This is a genomic window from Alteromonas mediterranea DE (genome assembly GCF_000020585.3).
Classification (GTDB): Bacteria; Pseudomonadota; Gammaproteobacteria; order Enterobacterales; family Alteromonadaceae; genus Alteromonas; species Alteromonas mediterranea.
This window is the reverse complement of the sequence record NC_011138.3, coordinates 1190728-1207601: the sequence shown is the minus strand read 5'-3', so window position 1 is coordinate 1207601 and position 16874 is coordinate 1190728. Positions and strand designations below refer to the sequence as shown.

At 46.6% G+C, this 16874-nt stretch carries 17 protein-coding genes; all 17 read right to left on the bottom strand.

The genetic code is table 11. The annotated features are described in order from the left end of the window. Positions 1-5 precede the first annotated feature (5 nt). Positions 6-389, bottom strand: coding sequence for a chemotaxis response regulator CheY (gene cheY, locus MADE_RS05535; protein WP_012517682.1), 384 nt, complete (start codon positions 387-389; stop codon positions 6-8). 36 nt (positions 390-425) lie between these two features. Further along, on the bottom strand, positions 426-1157 hold the full coding sequence (locus MADE_RS05530; protein WP_012517681.1) for an RNA polymerase sigma factor FliA: 732 nt from the start codon (positions 1155-1157) through the stop codon (positions 426-428). Beyond that, on the bottom strand, positions 1154-2020 hold the full coding sequence (locus MADE_RS05525) for a MinD/ParA family protein (protein WP_012517680.1): 867 nt from the start codon (positions 2018-2020) through the stop codon (positions 1154-1156). The genes MADE_RS05530 and MADE_RS05525 overlap by 4 nt, the downstream gene beginning before the upstream one ends. Before the next feature lie 5 nt (positions 2021-2025). After that, the gene (gene flhF, locus MADE_RS05520; RefSeq protein ID WP_012517679.1) at positions 2026-3459 is read right to left on the bottom strand and encodes a flagellar biosynthesis protein FlhF; all 1434 of its coding nucleotides are present in this window, start codon (positions 3457-3459) and stop codon (positions 2026-2028) included. Between the two features lie 29 nt (positions 3460-3488). Beyond that, entirely contained in the window at positions 3489-5588 is a 2100-nt protein-coding gene (gene flhA, locus MADE_RS05515) for a flagellar biosynthesis protein FlhA (RefSeq protein WP_012517678.1), read from the bottom strand. A gap of 189 nt (positions 5589-5777) precedes the next feature. Then, a complete protein-coding gene (flhB, locus tag MADE_RS05510) occupies positions 5778-6902 on the bottom strand; it encodes a flagellar biosynthesis protein FlhB (RefSeq protein ID WP_012517677.1) in 1125 nt (374 codons plus the stop codon). Between the two features lie 88 nt (positions 6903-6990). Continuing rightward, positions 6991-7770 (bottom strand): flagellar biosynthetic protein FliR, encoded by a 780-nt coding sequence (gene fliR, locus MADE_RS05505; protein WP_012517676.1) that lies wholly within the window; start codon positions 7768-7770, stop codon positions 6991-6993. Positions 7771-7782: 12 nt separating this feature from the next. After that, a complete protein-coding gene (gene fliQ, locus MADE_RS05500; RefSeq protein ID WP_012517675.1) occupies positions 7783-8052 on the bottom strand; it encodes a flagellar biosynthesis protein FliQ in 270 nt (89 codons plus the stop codon). An 8-nt stretch (positions 8053-8060) separates the two neighbouring features. After that, entirely contained in the window at positions 8061-8816 is a 756-nt protein-coding gene (gene fliP, locus MADE_RS05495; protein WP_012517674.1) for a flagellar type III secretion system pore protein FliP, read from the bottom strand. Beyond that, the gene (fliO, locus tag MADE_RS05490) at positions 8809-9261 is read right to left on the bottom strand and encodes a flagellar biosynthetic protein FliO (protein WP_012517673.1); all 453 of its coding nucleotides are present in this window, start codon (positions 9259-9261) and stop codon (positions 8809-8811) included. The genes fliP and fliO overlap by 8 nt, the downstream gene beginning before the upstream one ends. Positions 9262-9289: 28 nt before the next feature. Continuing rightward, complete coding sequence (gene fliN / locus MADE_RS05485) at positions 9290-9697, bottom strand: flagellar motor switch protein FliN (protein WP_012517672.1); 408 nt, start codon at positions 9695-9697, stop codon at positions 9290-9292. Between the two features lie 17 nt (positions 9698-9714). Beyond that, positions 9715-10773, bottom strand: a complete 1059-nt coding sequence (fliM, locus tag MADE_RS05480) for a flagellar motor switch protein FliM (protein ID WP_012517671.1) — start codon at positions 10771-10773, stop codon at positions 9715-9717. Positions 10774-10800: 27 nt separating this feature from the next. Further along, a complete protein-coding gene (gene fliL, locus MADE_RS05475) occupies positions 10801-11340 on the bottom strand; it encodes a flagellar basal body-associated protein FliL (RefSeq protein ID WP_012517670.1) in 540 nt (179 codons plus the stop codon). 221 nt (positions 11341-11561) lie between these two features. Further along, positions 11562-13868, bottom strand: coding sequence for a flagellar hook-length control protein FliK (locus MADE_RS05470; protein ID WP_012517669.1), 2307 nt, complete (start codon positions 13866-13868; stop codon positions 11562-11564). A 347-nt stretch (positions 13869-14215) separates the two neighbouring features. After that, positions 14216-14662: a flagellar export protein FliJ gene (gene fliJ, locus MADE_RS05465; protein WP_012517668.1), complete on the bottom strand. Its 447-nt coding sequence runs from the start codon at positions 14660-14662 to the stop codon at positions 14216-14218. 72 nt (positions 14663-14734) lie between these two features. Beyond that, positions 14735-16069, bottom strand: a complete 1335-nt coding sequence (gene fliI, locus MADE_RS05460; protein ID WP_012517667.1) for a flagellar protein export ATPase FliI — start codon at positions 16067-16069, stop codon at positions 14735-14737. Further along, complete coding sequence (gene fliH, locus MADE_RS05455; RefSeq protein ID WP_012517666.1) at positions 16062-16844, bottom strand: flagellar assembly protein FliH; 783 nt, start codon at positions 16842-16844, stop codon at positions 16062-16064. Before fliH ends, fliI begins: the two co-directional genes overlap by 8 nt. Between the last annotated feature and the right edge of the window lie 30 nt (positions 16845-16874).

Below are 16874 nucleotides of genomic sequence, written 5' to 3'. Positions count from 1 at the left end.
CTGGATCAACCTAAACGTTCGAAAATTTTATCTAATTTTTCTTTTAAAGTTGCAGCGGTGAATGGTTTAACGACATAGCCGTTAACGCCCGCTTGTGCAGCGGCAACAATTTGCTCTTTTTTCGCTTCTGCAGTTACCATTAGTACAGGTAAATGCTTAAGTTTGTCGTCGGCTCTTATTGCGCGCAGCAAATCGATACCTTGCATTCCTGGCATGTTCCAATCGGTAACAACGAAATCAAAATCACCTTGCTGCAGCATAGGCAATGCAGTGCTTCCGTCATCCGCTTCCTGGATGTTAGAAAAACCTAAATCTTTAAGCAGGTTTTTGATGATACGTCTCATGGTTGAAAAATCGTCAACCACAAGAATTTTCATGCTTTTGTCCAAAATAGCCTCCAATGAGGGGTTAATTGTTATTAATTTCTATTCTTCGTCAGCTTGCCACGACTTCATTCGTGATTTGAGTTTTAACATGGCCTGACTGTGAATTTGGCTGACTCTTGACTCACTAACATCAAGAACTTCGCCAATTTCTCTTAAGTTCAGTTCTTCATCATAGTACAGTGAAAGAACAATTGCTTCTCGTTCAGGTAATGTCGTAATGGCATGGGCAAGCGCTTTTTGAAACGCGCCTTGCATTAAATCTTCAAGCGGCGCATCACTACCTCTACTCTGCTCAGTAGTAATTACATCTTCCGACACACCTAAATCTTCAATACCTACCAGCTTTCCCGCATTAACCTCATTAAGCATTTGGTGATAGTCCTGCAAGCTTACATTAAGCTTATCAGCAATATCAGAATCTCTCGCATCGCGGCCTGTTTCGCTCTCTACCTGTGAAATAGCCTCGGTAATAGCACGTCCATTTCTATGTACTGAACGCGGGGTCCAATCGCCTTTACGTATCTCATCTAACATAGCACCACGAATGCGAATGCCTGCGAAAGTTTCAAAGCTCGCGCCTTTCGACCCGTCGAAGTTACGCGCAGCTTCTAGCAAACCAATCATACCCGACTGGATCAGGTCATCAACAAGAACACTGGCCGGCAATCGCGCAATCAAGTGATGCGCAATGCGCTTAACCAATGACGCATGTCGTTCGACTAACTGCGATTTATCGGTTTGTTGACGATAAGCGGCGGCCTTGCTGTTCAACGCTGACTTCCTACTGCTTTTTCTGCAACGAGTTGTTCAATAAAAAACTCTAGGTGACCGCCCGGTTGTGCCGGAATGGGCCACGTAAGGGCTCTACTCGCAAGCTGAGTAATCGCAACAGCGGCGGGAGAACCCGGATACGCATCAACAATAGCCGTTTGTTTTCTCACGGCTTTGCGGATATTCTCATCAAAAGGTACGGTTGCCACTAATTCTAGTGCAACATCTAAAAAACGCCCTGTCACTTTGCTTAATTTGCTAAATAATTCCTGACCTTCCCGTACATCGCGAACCATATTCGCCACAACTTTAAAGCGAAATACACCGTGCTCACGATTAAGAATCTTTATTAAGGCATAGGCGTCAGTTAACGAGGTGGGCTCATCGCAAACCACTACCATGATGTCTTGAGAAGCTTTTGAAAAACTCAACACCATGTCTGAAATACCGGCCGCGGTATCTACGATGAGTACATCGATTTGCGAACGCAATTCACTAAAGGCTCTGATAAGACCCGCGTGCTGCGTTGGCGATAATTCTGCCATTGATTGCGTGCCAGAGGTGGCAGGCGCAATTTTAATACCGTGGGGGCCGGTGACTAACACTTCATCAAGCGTGCACTCGCCAGATAGCACGTGGGAAAGGTTTTTCTCAACCCGCAAACCTAGCATTACGTCTACGTTCGCCAGTCCGAGGTCGGCGTCGAGAACCATAACTCGCTTACCCTGCTTCGCCATAGCGATAGCGGTGTTTAGCGTAATGTTTGTTTTACCTACGCCACCTTTACCTCCGGTGACGGCGATAACTTTGATTAACCGTGATTGCTTCATTTTTCTTAAGCTACTCGCTTGGTCGTCAATCATACTGCTTATGCTGTTTTAATTGCGTTGTTGCTACTAGTATGATTCAAACCGTACTTTTTATAAAGCTTTGCAGCGGCAGAAACTAAAGATTTTGCCTCCGCAATCTTAATGTCTTCAGGTACTTTCTGACCGTCGGTGACATAACTAACCGGCAGTTGATATTCAACTGCAGCGCTCAATACCTCTCCTAAAGAGTAGCATTCATCTAACTTTGTGAAAATACAGCCACTTAGTTCGATATCATCATAAGCCTTAATGATGCGCTGTAGGGCAGGATATTGTGTATTTGCCTGCGCTACCAAATATTTTTTAACTTTTGGCATTTGACCATTATCAAACTGCTTAATCTGTTTAATTAAACGGCTATCCCGTTGGCTAAACCCTGCCGTATCAATCAATACTAGACGCTTATGACGAAGTTGGAATAATAAATCCGCAAGTTCTTCACTAGTCTGCGCTTTTCTCACCGTACAGCCAATAATTTTTCCGTATGTCGCGAGCTGCTCATAGGCCGCAATTCTATACGTATCTATGGTAATCATTGCTACTGAATCTGCACCGTACTTTTGTGCATAGCGAGCAGCTAGTTTTGCAACCGTCGTTGTTTTACCTGTGCCCGTCGGTCCGACTAAGGCAACTGCACCTTGCGCACTAAGTATATCGTTTCCTGTCACATTTATGCGATTAGCCAATAGGTTAAGAAGATACACCCATGCGTCTCGTTCATTGTAGTGTGCTGGTGTATAGTTAATTAGCTGACTGGCAAGTGCACTGCTTAACCCCATATCCGTTAGACGGGTAATCAAGTATTGATGTACCGGTTTTTGACGCTTGTTTTTCGCTTCCATCAAGTCTGCAACCTGATATTGTAAAACATCGCGCAACGACGCTAACTCTTCTTTAATTTGCGCCAATTCTGCAGATTGAGAGACGGGTGCCTCGTCTATGCTGGACGCTTGGTGGTCGGGAAATGTTGTTGCTCTGCCTTCGTCTTGTGCAAGGTGCTGGCTTTCTACGTCATCAATAAAGGCTTCTGAGAAATCAAGGTGTGACGCAATTTCGTTGGCATGTCTCGCATTTGCAGACATAGGCTGATTATGGTTGGCTGAATGCGACTGCGATGCTGAAGCATTACTTGATGAAGGCGCACTACCGCCGTGCTGCTTTTCTAACAGAGCTTTTAAACTGTCGGGGCCATCATCACCGATAATCTCACTTAAGCTAGGCACGGCTTTTTGACCTGATGCTTTAGGGGTTGCTTTAGGCGATGTTTTTGGAGTGAAGAGTTTTGCTTCAGGCTCTTTATCATAGGCGGCAACAAGCTCAATGCCATCGGCAACTTTGCGGTTCGACATGATCACTGCATCACTGCCTAACTCAGCTTTAACTTGGCTTAACGCCTCACGCATATCTTTGCCGAAGAAACGTCTAATTTTCATTGCAACCTCTCCAATCACCCAGTGTCAGATTATTGACCGACCGAACTGACTATTTTTATTTGTTTGTCGTCAGGCACTTCTTGGTAAGAAAGCACATGGAGCCCAACAACCGAATACTTTAAGAAGCGAGACAGAACGGGTCGCAGCATGCCAGAGGTTAGGAGTACTGCAGGCTCTCCTTCTAACTCTTGCTGCTGACTGGCTTGCTGCAATGATTTTTGCAGCTTGTCTGCCAAACCTGGTTCGATACCAGCGCCATCTTCGCCACCTGCTTGAAGTGACTGGTGCAACATCTGTTCCAACTCTGGCGCCAAGGTTATGACAGGTATCTCTTTTGCCCCTTGGGTAATTTCTTGGACAATAAGACGTTTAAGCGCAATACGAACGGCAGAGACCAATACATCCGGGTCTTGGCTGCGAGTGCCGTATTCACTTAAGGTTTGAACAATAGTGCGCATATCGCGAATAGGCACGCCCTCAAATAGTAGGGTTTGAAGCACTTTTACCACCGTGCTTAGCGGCAAGATATCTGGTACTAAACCTTCCACCAATTTAGGGTGCTGCTTAGCCAGCATATCAAGTAACTGCTGCGCTTCTTCGTGACCAAGTAGCTGATAAGCATTGTTAGTTAACAACTGGCTAAGGTGGGTAGCCACAACGGTAGCTGCATCAACAACGGTGTACCCCAAGGTTTGCGCGTGTTCTCGTTTATTCGGCTTGATCCACACCGCATCTAAACCAAACGCAGGGTCTTTGGTGGCGCGACCTTCTAATTTGCCGAAGACCTGCCCGGGGTTGATAGCCAACTCTTCATCATGACTGATAACAGAGTCGCCAATGGTGACGCCAAGCATAGCAATAGTGTAGGTATTAGGCTCTAAATCTAAATTATCGCGAATGTGTACTGGGGGAATAAGAAAACCAAGTTCTTGGGAGAGCTTTTTACGCACCCCTTTTATGCGCGTCAACAATTCGCCACCTTGAGATTTATCAACCAGTGGTATTAATCGATAGCCGACCTCCAACCCGATAGTATCAACCTGCTGAACGTCATCCCACCCCAGCTCTTTAACCTCTGGGGCCACCGTGTCGTCTTTCATCACATTATCAGGGACCGACGGTGCCGCAGCCTTTTTCTTTTCCTGAACTGTCTGCCAATAGGCAACGCCCGCAATTAAAAACGAGAACCCTAAAAATGCAATGTGGGGCATACCTGGAATAATACCCATCACAAATAGCACGCCCGATGCAATATAAAGCGCTTGTGTGTTGCCTAATTGTCCGCGGATCTCTTTACCCATTTCTTGGGTTTCGTTTTCACGAGTAACAATTATCGCGGTCGCTACAGAAAGCAGAAGTGAAGGTATTTGAGCAACCAGCCCATCACCGATAGTAAGGATGGTATAAATTTCAATAGCACTACCAAAATTCAAATCGTGCTGGATCATGCCGATGAATAACCCGCCGACGATATTAATCAACATAATGAAAAGACCGGCGACCGCGTCACCCTTTACGAATTTTGACGCACCGTCCATCGAGCCGTAAAAATCGGCTTCTGCGGTGATTTCTTCTCGGCGCTGACGGGCTTGGTCTTGGTCGATATAGCCGGCGTTCAAGTCGGCATCAATTGCCATCTGCTTACCTGGCATGGCGTCCAAAGTAAAGCGAGCACTTACTTCAGATATACGCCCGGCACCCGCGGTAACCACTTTGAAGTTAATAATTAGAAGAATAGCAAAAACAACAATACCCACCGCATAGTTACCACCGATAACCACTGCTCCAAAGGCCTCGATAACCTTACCTGCAGCATCCCCCCCTTCGTGCCCATAAAGCAGAACAACACGGGTAGACGCTACGTTCAATGCCAGTCTCAGTACTGTAGCGATAAGCAACACAAGCGGGAAAATACCGAAATCGACAGGTTTTTGTGTGAGTACTGCCACCAAAATTATGACCAGAGACAAGGCAATATTAAAACTAAACAGCACATCTAATAAGAACGGCGGCATAGGTAAAATAACCATGCCCATTATGGCTAAGAGGACGATAGGCGCGCCTAAACCACTGGTGAAATTTTGCAGCTGATTTTTATCGAAACGCTGAAGATAACCGGATAACTGCATTGCGTATTGTCTCTCTATCAGAAAATTGACGCTTAATTCTATTCTGATAGGCGGGTTTCAACATACGTGCCAGCTTTAGCAAACACCTTCTGCAGCAGCACTAACTGCCTAAATTAACGGCATTTCTTATTTTAACAACCGTCCATTTTCCCGCATCTTTTTCATGCTAACTTGGCGGGGAAGGCTGTGTTATCGGCGATACTCGGGAGGGATGGGCAGATCCCGTTTCAATGGCTTGGGACGTTTACCTTTACCTGCTCTGTGAGCTTTAAGCTGATACACGTGGGCGAGAACTTGCGCTACCGCCATAAACAAGGCGTTGGGTATTTCATCATCCACTTCTGTGGAATAGAAGATTGCCCGCGCTAACATAGGAGAAGGAATGAGCGGAACATCATTCGCTGTGGCTATTTTTCTGATATGCATGGCCAACTCATCGGCGCCTTTTGCGACAACCACAGGTGCCCTAATTCCTTTTTCATCGTATTTAATGGCCACTGAAAAATGGGTAGGGTTAGTCACCACGACATCAGCTTGAGGGACTTCTTGCATCATTCTTTTCGTTGCAGCCTGATACTGCAATCGACGGATACGCCCTTTAACCATGGGGTCGCCTTCAGCATTTTTCCTTTCGTCTTTCACCTCCTGCTTGGTCATCTTCATTTCTTTGTTGTGCTTATACATTTGATAAGGCACATCGATGAGCGCGATGGGGATCATGCCACATACTAGAATGAGAAAAGCCCATTTAAGTATGTCCATAGCGTGAAACAGGTTGCCCGGATAAAGCTCCATATCTAAATGCAGCGCTTCATCTTCAAAGAACAGCAGCGCGCCAATGGCCATGCCGATAATAACCACTACTTTTGCAATAGACTTAAGAAGCTCAACTAAGCCATTGGTGCCAAACATGCGTTTGAAGCCTTGAATCGGGCTCATTTTAGAGCCTTTAGGCTTTGCCCCTTCCCACGTAAAGTTAAAACCGCCAAGGGCAATAGAGCCGTAGATCCCTGCAATCATTGCGACAACCATATATAGCAGTACGGCAGGGCCCACTGCTGAAAATGCCTCGCCCCACGCGCCAAACATGTGGGTGATATCATAGGTTTCATCACGAGATAAAATGAACATTCTGCGGGTAAGTTTAAATACCGACTCCGCTATCCAGCCACCAACAAATAGAAACATGACGGCACTGACTATTAACACCAAGGTGGTAGATAGTTCACGGGAACGGGCTAGCTGCCCTTTTTTTCGGGCATCATCGAGTTTCTTCCCCGTGGGGTCTTCTGTTTTTTCGCTTGAATCTGCCATGCTCGAGTCTGTTCTTCTCTGTTACGAGTTTACTCACCTAACCTGATCGCAGTCATACCATATTCTGCGAACGACGCGTATTGCTTGTCTAAGGACAAATATTCAATAATTCACACATAAACTGTTCAGCCCTAAACCATTGGGTTTCAAAGTGCGCAGTAAAGTTATCTAGCGTTATCCAAATAATCAGCAGCCCCATTAGCTGAGCAATGGAAAAACCAATGCTGAAAATGTTCAGCTGTGGCGCAGCTTTTGTCATTACACCAAAGGCCAAATTAACAATTAACAGCGAGACGATAGGCGCCAATGAAAGCGTAATAGCGGAAACGAACATCCAGCCTCCCCAATGGGCAATATCGCGAAACTGTTCGCCTGTCCACCACGCCTCGCCGATTGGAAAAGCCTCAAAACTCATCACTATCATTTGAATCATCGACAAGTGGCCGTCGAGTGTCCAAAACAACAAGGTCGCTAAAATAAGGTAAAACTGCCCGACCGCCGGCACGTTAATACCATTAACCGGGTCGACAATCGAAGCAAAGCCCAAACCGGTTTGCATGGCGATGATCTGCCCTGCTAACACGAAGGTGTTCAATACCATCATCGAAATAAAACCAATAGCGATGCCTATCAGTAATTGTTGAATAACAATTAAAAAGGTACCGACACTCACTAAGTTTTCAATAGGTGAAGGAGGTACAACCGGCATAATGACAAGGGTTAGCATTATTCCTAAAAGCGCCCTAACCTGCGGAGGGATAGACTTTGCACTTAAGCCAATCATAGCTACAAACAGCCCGCTTATACGCATAAAAGGTAAGAGCATGTCGGCAAGAAACTGATTGATAGTGGCGAGTTCGACTTCCACGAATTAGACCTTCTAGCCTACAACCTGAGGGATCATATCGACCATTCTAAAGGTGAAATCCATCAGTTGTTGTACCAGCCAGTTCCCCCCCCAACTCAATGCCAATAGCGTAACGAGTAAGCGAGGCAGGAAACTCATGGTTTGTTCGTTGATACTGGTAGCGGCCTGAAATACAGCGACGACCAAGCCTACAATCAAGCTTGGAACAATCACCGCCGATACCAGCACGATTACCATAAACATGGCTTCTCGCAGTATCTCTACAAAGACTTCTGGTGACATAAGCCCTCCTAGACGCCCATACCGAAACTCGTCGCGAGTGTGCCGAAAATGAGATTCCAGCCGTCCACCAGTACGAATAACATGAGTTTGAAAGGTAAAGATACAATCATGGGGGATAGCATCATCATACCCATAGCCATCAATATTGAAGCTACAACCAAGTCGATAATAAGAAACGGAATAAACAGCATAAAGCCAATTTGAAAGGCGGTTTTAAGCTCGCTGGTTACAAAGGCTGGAATAAGAATAGTCAGCGGCACTTCATCTGTATCAGCGTATTTTCCCTCGTCTCCCGCTATTCGTACAAAGGTCTCTAAATCTTTAACACGGGTTTGGGAAAGCATAAAAGCGCGCATAGGGCCCTTTGCCTGTTCCAGTGCATCTAAACTTGTAAGCTGTTCATTGAGGTAGGGCTGTAAAGCCCGCTCATTCACTTCTTCAAACACCGGCGCCATGATAAACATAGAGAGAAATAAGCTTACCCCAATGAGTATTTGGTTCGACGGTGACTGCTGTAAACCGATTGCCTGACGCAAAATGGACAACACCACAATAATCCGTGTGAACGACGTCATCATCATGATAAAGGCGGGTATTAAACTGAGCGCCGTCATAATGAACAGCGCTTGTAGTGTCATGGTGTAGTCTTGAGAGCCATCTTGATTTGTCGTAACTGTAACCGCTGAGATGCCCTGTTGCGCATACACTGGCTCTACAAATAAAAGTAATGGCAGGGTTAAAAGTAGCCAGGCAAACTTACGCATCGCTCGATTCTTCCTTCGGTTTATTCTTATCCATATTAGGGTTGAGTTTACCCGCCATCGCCGCTACGAGCTTTTGCTTAAAAGCATCGGCTCCATTTTCTTGTTCACCGGTTGACTTGCTCATCCCTTTAGCAGGTATATCGAGATTTTTTTCAAGCTTACTTAGATGAGAAATGTTGTGACCGGTGATGCCAATTAGGTGCTGCTCATCGCCCACCTGAATGACCATTATTTTTTCTTTGGTCCCCACCACCATACTCGCCGCCACTTTCATTTGGTTGTTTCCCATCGCAGTGACATTAAATCGACGCATAACATAGGCTAACGCAAAAATAACGCCGACAACCAGCAACAAAGATAGGAAAATTGACAGTACGGACGTGGGATTGGTAATTGACTGGGTCGACTGAGCGACAGCTAGCTGGCTAAATAAAAGGGGCAGCAAGGCGCAACCCCTTAGTATATAAGAAGTTTTATCTGAGCTTCTTGATTCTCTCAATTTGACTAATAACATCCGTTAATCGAATACCGAATTTGTCGTTGACCACTACTACTTCACCATGAGCAATCAACGTGCCATTTACTAATACATCTAATGGCTCACCGGCAACACGATCCAGCTCCACCACAGACCCTTGGTTCAACTGTAGCAGATTTCGGATACTTATTTGACTACGACCTACTTCCATTGAAATAGTCACGGGAATATCTAGGATCGTATCAAGCTTTTTCTTTTCTTCTTGGGTGATCGGCGCATCGTCGGTTAACTCGTCAAGTTCGGCAACCTGAACATCTTCGTTGTCACCGGCTTCTTGATCAGCTTCAGATTCGGCTTGCTCGGCCATGGCCGCAGCCCAATCGTCCATACCATCTTCACTCATGGGAACTCCCCTCTACCTTACAGGTCTTCTTCGAGTACTTGCAGTTCTGCGTCATTATCTATAATGCGCCCACCGCGGGTTAATAACTGTAGCTCAGACTTCACTGAAGTCGGTCTTGCAATTTTTTCTACTATTTTAAGCGCCAAGTTATCTCGGCTTCGGCCTAACTTAGCCCTAAACGTAGGTAAATCTTCGATTAGCACTGTGATAGTTTCAGGCATTTCCACCGGAATTATATCGCCTGGCTTAAACTCCATCACATCGCGTAAAGGCACATCGACATCCAACATGTGGGTAGTTAATGCCACTTTCACATCCATAATTTCGTCGCGAAGCGCTTTGCTCCAGCGCAAGTCCGTATCTTCTTTATCGCTTTGAACACCGGCGTCTAGCAGTTCGCGTATCGGTTCTAGCATTGAGTATGGCAACGACACGTGGAAGTCGCCACCACCACCGTCTAACTCTATATGAAACGAGCTGATAACCACTACTTCGGTGGGGCTTACAATGTTTGCCATTGCCGGGTTGACTTCCGAATCTAAGTATTCGAAAGACACGTCCATGACCGGCGCCCATGCTTCTTTATAATCTTCGAAAATGATTTTAAGCAGCATCTGAATAATACGACGTTCCGTAGGCGTGAATTCTCGGCCTTCGATTTTTGCATGATAGCGGCCATCGCCACCAAAGAAGTTGTCTACCAAAATAAAAACAAGACGCGCTTCCATGGTAATGAGCCCAGTTCCCTTAAGGGGACGGAAGCGCACCATATTTAGGCTGGTCGGAACAAATAACGTATGGATGTATTCGCCGAACTTAATCATTTGAATACCGTTAATCGATACTTCAGCAGAGCGGCGCATCATGTTGAATAAACTCACCCGCATATGGCGCGCGAAGCGTTCATTCACAATTTCGAGCGTAGGCATTCGCCCACGCACAATTCTGTCTTGCGAGGAGAAGTCGTACTCGAGCGTAGAAGCATCAGAGTCGCTATCGCCAACCTCTTCCTCTTCTACATCATCTACCCCGTGTAATAGGGCATCGATTTCATCTTGAGATAATAAATCACTCACCGTCTTCTACCTTACCAAATCAATGCATTACTGCATGACAAAACCAGTAAACAATACGCGCTCTACCACGTCGCTACCCGTAATGTCTTTTAATGCTTTTTGGACTTCACTTACCGCTTGCTCGCGAAGTTCTATTTTGCCCGCCTCAGTGACCAAATCGTCTGCATTAGATGTGCTAAATGCCTGTAGCAATGTACCTTCGATAAGCGGTATGTGCGTTTTCGCTAACTCTTCATTGTCAGAACCTCGTACCAATAGCTGAACCTTTATCTGCACGAGGCGGTCTCTTCCCGACCCAGGTACGTTAAAAACGAAGGGGCGAGGCATAGCAACATAAAGTGCGGTGCCCATTTCTGCATTTCCTGGGCCAGCGGCTGGTGCGGTAGCGGCTGCGGCTGCAGCATCAGTTTCAGCAAGCTGCTCAGCCGCGGGCTCATCGCCACCTGCGAACAGTAGGAAATAAGCGGCAGCTCCGCCCCCAACAAGAACGACAGCAATTATAATGATCAACATCATTTTGCCTTTCTTTTTACCGCCGTCTTCTACTTGTAATTCTTCATCAGCCATGTGTAACTCGTCAGTAGTCCTAGAAAAAGCGTATTATCAAGGTTCCTTCAAAAATGGCAATGCCATTGTTTGTATATGCTTATCTTTATCTAAGAAGTTAGAAAGCAATTTACAGGTTTTGCAAGGCACTCATTGATAATTACATCAACCATAGCAGCCTAGGGGTATTCTCACCATGCTACCTATTGGTAATTGTGGTGCCGCCTTCAAAACTCACAGACCTACGCATAAAAATCGATACCGCCTTTCGCTGCACGCGTAACGGGCTGTTCAATAACACGTGTACCTTCCATTTCATCTAGGCCGTCATTTTCTCCACGCTCGCCACGGCCTTGATTAGCCTCTCCTGCAAGTTGCTGGCCATGTTCATTGTTCGACGAGTTATCTTTTCGCACTTCAGCATCACCTAACTCAATGCCCTGCTCTGACAGCATATCTCTCAGTTTCGGCATGGCCTCTGCCAGTGCGTCTTTTGCTTGCTGTGACTGCACCACAAAGCTAACGCTTGCGGCGTCTCCCGCAACGTTAACGCGAACCTGCATACTGCCAAGCTCAGGCGGGTCTAAACGAATTTCTGCCATCGTGTTTCTAGCATTAACCATCCAGCGAATTTTCTCGTTAAGCTGTTGCTGTCCTTCGCTTTTATGAATATTGACCGCTTTATCAAAGCCTTCAAATTGCTGCTGAGTTTTTGACGCTTCAGCGCGAAGCTGACTATTTTCCTGCATAACGGTGTCAGTTTGCGCCACTAGACCTAAAATAGCGTGTTGTGCACTTGCTTGTGTCTGCGACATTAAGTTTAAAAACTGACTCGCCTGACTATCTACTTTGGCAGTCATAGATGCCACCATTTCAGTACTCACCGCCGCGTCTTTTGCCGCGTCAGCCACGATACCACTTAAGTCAATACCCGGCTCTATGCCCTGCTCAACTTGCTGCTGAAATTCATTAATACCGGCTATGATATTCGCCTTAACGGCCTGTTGCTGTTGACCGCTGGGCATGGTTGCAACCATGCGTTCTGCGAAGGCTTCTGTTGCTTTCTGTGCACTTTGAGGCGAAAGCTCACTGATAGCCGTTAGCAAGTCAGATGGTATTTCTGTCGCTTGCTGAGACTGATCTATCACAGCGCTTTGCACATTTGTACTTGATTGAGCTGATACGCCTGCTGCATTGGCAGCGTTGGCACTGTTAGTTTCACCGCGACTAATGACGCTACCATTAACACCTTGCGTGATGGTAGGATCGCTAGCTAACTCTGTAAGGGTTTCATCAATTAACGCCTCGCTTTCTTCAGCGCCCTCTTCTTGCACGTTATTAAGTTCATCGGCGATCAAACTTAAAATTAACGACTCGTCCGTTGCAAGTTCTTTTAAATCAAGAGCTTCGGCATCTAGCTCGTCCGTTCCAAGTTCTTTTAAATCAAGGGCTTCGGCATCTAGCTCGTTAGATGCAAGTGCGCCTGCATCAACAGGCTTACTTGTCTCTTCAGCACTGCTACTTTCCATGAGCTTCGCCAAAAGTGCCGAAAGGCTATCTTCACTTTCTGCTTCACCGTCAGTTGAAAACTGTTGAATTGTTGACGGTTCAAATGACGTGTCACTACCGTTGTGTTCGCCTTCACTACTTTGCTTAGATAACAGGGAAGCTAACGCACTAAGCGTTTGCTTTGCTTCATGTGACAGGGCGCTATCGGAAAATTTTTCTAAGCTAGCTTCACCCTCGCTATTTAGCTGCGTAAGAAAGTGTGCAAGTAAAGAAGGCGCATCGCTAGCGTCTACGTTTTCAGGCAGTTTCCAAAGCTTCCCCGCCTCATTAACCGACAGCACATCAACGTTATCCTCGACTAACTCGGCAACCTGGCTAGTGGGTGTATTACCCTTATTATTGTCACTTTGCTGCTCACCCTTTGCCATACCGTTTACCACGGTTTCAACATAGGCAATCCAATCAGGCTCAGCCTCGTCTTCTTTAATGGGTTTTGCATCCGGCGTTCCAGGAGTGGTAATTACCCCAGCTTCAGCATCTTTTTTACCGCCTTCGCCTAAAACAAACTTAGCCTCGGTAACGCTGCGCTGTTCCACTGCCTCGCCATCAGCGACAAGCTGCTGCGCAAGTTCACGCTTTTGGGTTTCCCGAGTATCTTCAATTTCTGATCGAACGCGACCTTGTTGCGCCTCTGCCTCAGTGGCTTGTGCGCTGCTATCGTATTCGTCTGCCCGGTCGGTCGCTCGGTGATTATCGGGTAGGTCCGTATGGCCGGCGTCTTTATCTTTTGCGCTTTTAGCCATTTGTTCAGAAGCAGCTCGGTCTTGAGCTCGGCTGCTCGGAGTTTGACTCGACTTATCATTAAGCACGAAGTCTGAGCGCGAAGCTTTAGCATCTTGATAAAGTCGATTAAATGCCTGATTATTTTCGCTATTAGCATCTTGTTGTGAACCGATTCCAGTCTCTACTGCTTTTGCTGTGCTAGAGGCAGAAAAGGGTAATGCGGCAATGTCTGTTTTTTGTGCGGCAACTTGTTGCATAATGTCCTACCGTCCTACATTTAATTCGACTTCATCATAGAAGGCGTAAACCCGAAGTGGTTTCTTTGCGCCAAACGCTTCAAGCCTTAAGCAAAAATAAAAACCACTAAACGACCAACACCCATATACTTTACATACACTTACGTTTTTTTAATGACTTACTCGACATTTCATAAGGCGTAATATTTCTTAAATAATGTCTTTGCCAATGCTAATCGCCTAGGCCTTTAAATCGCATTAGCCAACGGCAAAGTAGCGTAAATCGTTACGTAAATAAGTTGTGGTGGTACATTCTAAGAAGAGTTTTGCAAGGGTTGCGCCAAACTGGCTATGTGTGCGAAAAAATGTCAAAAAGGTGAGCGCTTGGCACGAAAAAAACGCTGGGTAGCAAATTCATCCATCATTGCTTGCTCTGCTTTTGCTTCTTTTTTCTGCTGAGCTAGCTTTTTTTTATCAAGCAGCAAGGTAACCGCTTTCACTTTTTGCTGTTGTTTAAGCCACATTTGCTTACGCTGGTCTGCCGCCATTTGCGCGCGAGCAATCACCTGCATCTGTTGTTCACACGCTTTATCTAATTTTCCCACAAAGGATAGATGCTGCTGATAGTAGGTAGCCGTCACACCCGATTGCCCGGTTTGCTGAATACCTTTTATATAGTCGATGCGATACTGCTCAAGGCTGGTTAGTTTTTGCTTTTGCTGATTAACATTCTGCTGAGCCTGCTGGTAATACCGCGCTTCTCGCTGCTCTTTTTCTCGCTCAAACTCGGCTAAACGTTCTAGTTGTTTAGACATTTGTCGATACCTTGATAAAGGATTCTGGCTTCATGTTCACAAATGACCACCTACGCTCTACTACAAAGCACATCACCCCTGCCCTAGCCCTTTAGCTAGGGCAGCCATACCTTCTAAGCTTTCGTCATAAGGAATGACTTGCTTCATACCTTGTTGCAATAATGCATTAATCGCTGGCTCTGCACGAATCGCTAAGTCTATACGTGGGTCTGAGCCCTTGGCATAAGCACCAATAGAAATGAGGTCTTGGTTTTGTTTGTAATTTGAGTAAACCTGGCGAATGCGACGCGCCATAAGCTGGTGCTCTTCACTCACCACCATTGGCATAACACGACTTATTGACGCTTCGATATCTATAGCCGGGTAATGGCCGCTATCGGCTAAAGTGCGCGATAGTACAACGTGGCCATCTAAAATGGCGCGCGCCGCATCAGCAATGGGGTCTTGCAAATCATCACCTTCGGTTAATACGGTATAAAAAGCCGTTATCGAACCCTGTCGCTCGCTGCCGTTACCGGCACGCTCGACTAATGCAGGTAGGCGAGCAAACACCGACGGTGGGTAGCCTTTAGTAGCAGGCGGCTCGCCAACGGCAAGGGCAATTTCACGCTGCGCCATCGCGTAGCGCGTAAGGGAATCTATCAGAAGAAGAACTTTCATCCCCTTGTCGCGAAAATATTCAGCAATGGTAACCGCTGTTTCGCAGCCTTTAAGGCGCATCAACGGGGAGGTGTCTGCAGGGGCAGCGACAACAACGGCGCGCTGACGCTCTTCTTCGGTGAGTATGTCGTGTATAAACTCTTTCACTTCCCGCCCACGCTCACCGACGAGCCCGACCACCACCACATCGGCTTCGCAACCGCGGGTCATCATGCCAAGCAGTACACTTTTACCCACGCCACTACCGGCAAACAGCCCCATACGCTGGCCTACGCCTACCGTATTGAGTGCGTTAATGGCGCGCACGCCCACATCCATTGGCGCATTGATAGGACGACGAATAAGCGGGTTCATAGGAGGACGCGTGGTGGGGGCTCTCGCTTCAGCATCAATTTCACCAAGTCCATCGAGTGGCTGTCCGTTTCCGTCTACCACGCGGCCTAAAAGGCCCATTCCAACAGGCAAACCACTTTGACGGTTTAATGGCATAACGCGGCTACCGGGCACTATCCCTCGCACCGCTTCTGTCGGCATCAAATAGGTAATATCATCACCGAAGCCAACCACTTCTGCTTCTATCTCGCCTTCCACAGTCTGCACTAAACATTGACTACCCACCGGCAGCTGGCAACCTACCGCTTCAAGGGTAAGGCCGATACCGCGAACGAGTTTCCCTGCTGCGACTACAGGTGGCGTTGTGACCTGCTTAGTCAGTGATTCAAAGTGACTATGCCACGGGCTAGTCATCGGATAGCCCTTGGTTTAGCAAAAATTTTTCAATAACATCACGGCAACGGCGCTCAATCGACACATCAACGGCATTGTGCACCGTGGTAATATCACACCCGCCCCTTTCCATGGCGGGAGCCTCCACCAAATTCCAGCCTTTTTTGGACATTTCTTCGTCACCAAAGTGCGCATTAACCAATGCAATATCGTCAGGGTGCATATGAATTTGGTATTCGGTTTGATTAATAGGAAGGGCTTTTATGCCTTCACTTAGCGCTTGCAGAATAACCTGTTGGTTAGTGCTTACCTCTACCTTAATAACTGACTTTGCAAGCGTAACCGCAAGTTTAACCAGTTGGTCGCGAGTTTCATCATTGGCTTGTGAGAGTGGATCGTGAAGTTTGTCCGCAAGCATTTGCCACACTTCTGCCTGGGTAGCCATTTGCTGACGGCCTTCATCTAAGCCTTGTTCAAGCCCTTTGGCATGGCCCTGTTCTTGGCCTTCACTAAGCCCTGTTTCAAGCCCCTCTGTTTTGCCCTCTTCAAACCCTTTTTCCTTGCCTTCTAGATACCCTTCGTCATAGGCTGCCTGTCGTATAGCTTCAATTTCTTCGGCAGTGGGTGGAAGTATTTCCTCTTCCACTTCAGGAGGCTCGTACTTCCAATCAGAACGTTTATTTAAGGCGTTAGTTGGCTCATCTTTCCTAGGCGCGGTCGCGTCGTCTACGAAGGGTAAATCCCACTTCTTCGCTTCACTTATTTCGTGTTCACTGAAACTTTTATTACCGGTCATATATTTACCTAGGCTTTATTGGTCATAGCG

Excerpts from the sequence above, each read along its gene's own strand:
- MADE_RS05525 (WP_012517680.1), bottom strand. The coding sequence starts at position 2,020 with ATGATTGACGACCAAGCGAGTAGCTTAAGAAAAATGAAGCAATCACGG.
- flhF (WP_012517679.1), bottom strand. The coding sequence starts at position 3,459 with ATGAAAATTAGACGTTTCTTCGGCAAAGATATGCGTGAGGCGTTAAGC.
- flhA (WP_012517678.1), bottom strand. The coding sequence starts at position 5,588 with ATGCAGTTATCCGGTTATCTTCAGCGTTTCGATAAAAATCAGCTGCAA.
- flhB (WP_012517677.1), bottom strand. The coding sequence starts at position 6,902 with ATGGCAGATTCAAGCGAAAAAACAGAAGACCCCACGGGGAAGAAACTC.
- fliQ (WP_012517675.1), bottom strand. The coding sequence starts at position 8,052 with ATGTCACCAGAAGTCTTTGTAGAGATACTGCGAGAAGCCATGTTTATG.
- fliP (WP_012517674.1), bottom strand. The coding sequence starts at position 8,816 with ATGCGTAAGTTTGCCTGGCTACTTTTAACCCTGCCATTACTTTTATTT.
- fliN (WP_012517672.1), bottom strand. The coding sequence starts at position 9,697 with ATGAGTGAAGATGGTATGGACGATTGGGCTGCGGCCATGGCCGAGCAA.
- fliL (WP_012517670.1), bottom strand. The coding sequence starts at position 11,340 with ATGGCTGATGAAGAATTACAAGTAGAAGACGGCGGTAAAAAGAAAGGC.
- MADE_RS05470 (WP_012517669.1), bottom strand. The coding sequence starts at position 13,868 with ATGCAACAAGTTGCCGCACAAAAAACAGACATTGCCGCATTACCCTTT.
- fliJ (WP_012517668.1), bottom strand. The coding sequence starts at position 14,662 with ATGTCTAAACAACTAGAACGTTTAGCCGAGTTTGAGCGAGAAAAAGAG.
- fliI (WP_012517667.1), bottom strand. The coding sequence starts at position 16,069 with ATGACTAGCCCGTGGCATAGTCACTTTGAATCACTGACTAAGCAGGTC.
- fliH (WP_012517666.1), bottom strand. The coding sequence starts at position 16,844 with ATGACCGGTAATAAAAGTTTCAGTGAACACGAAATAAGTGAAGCGAAG.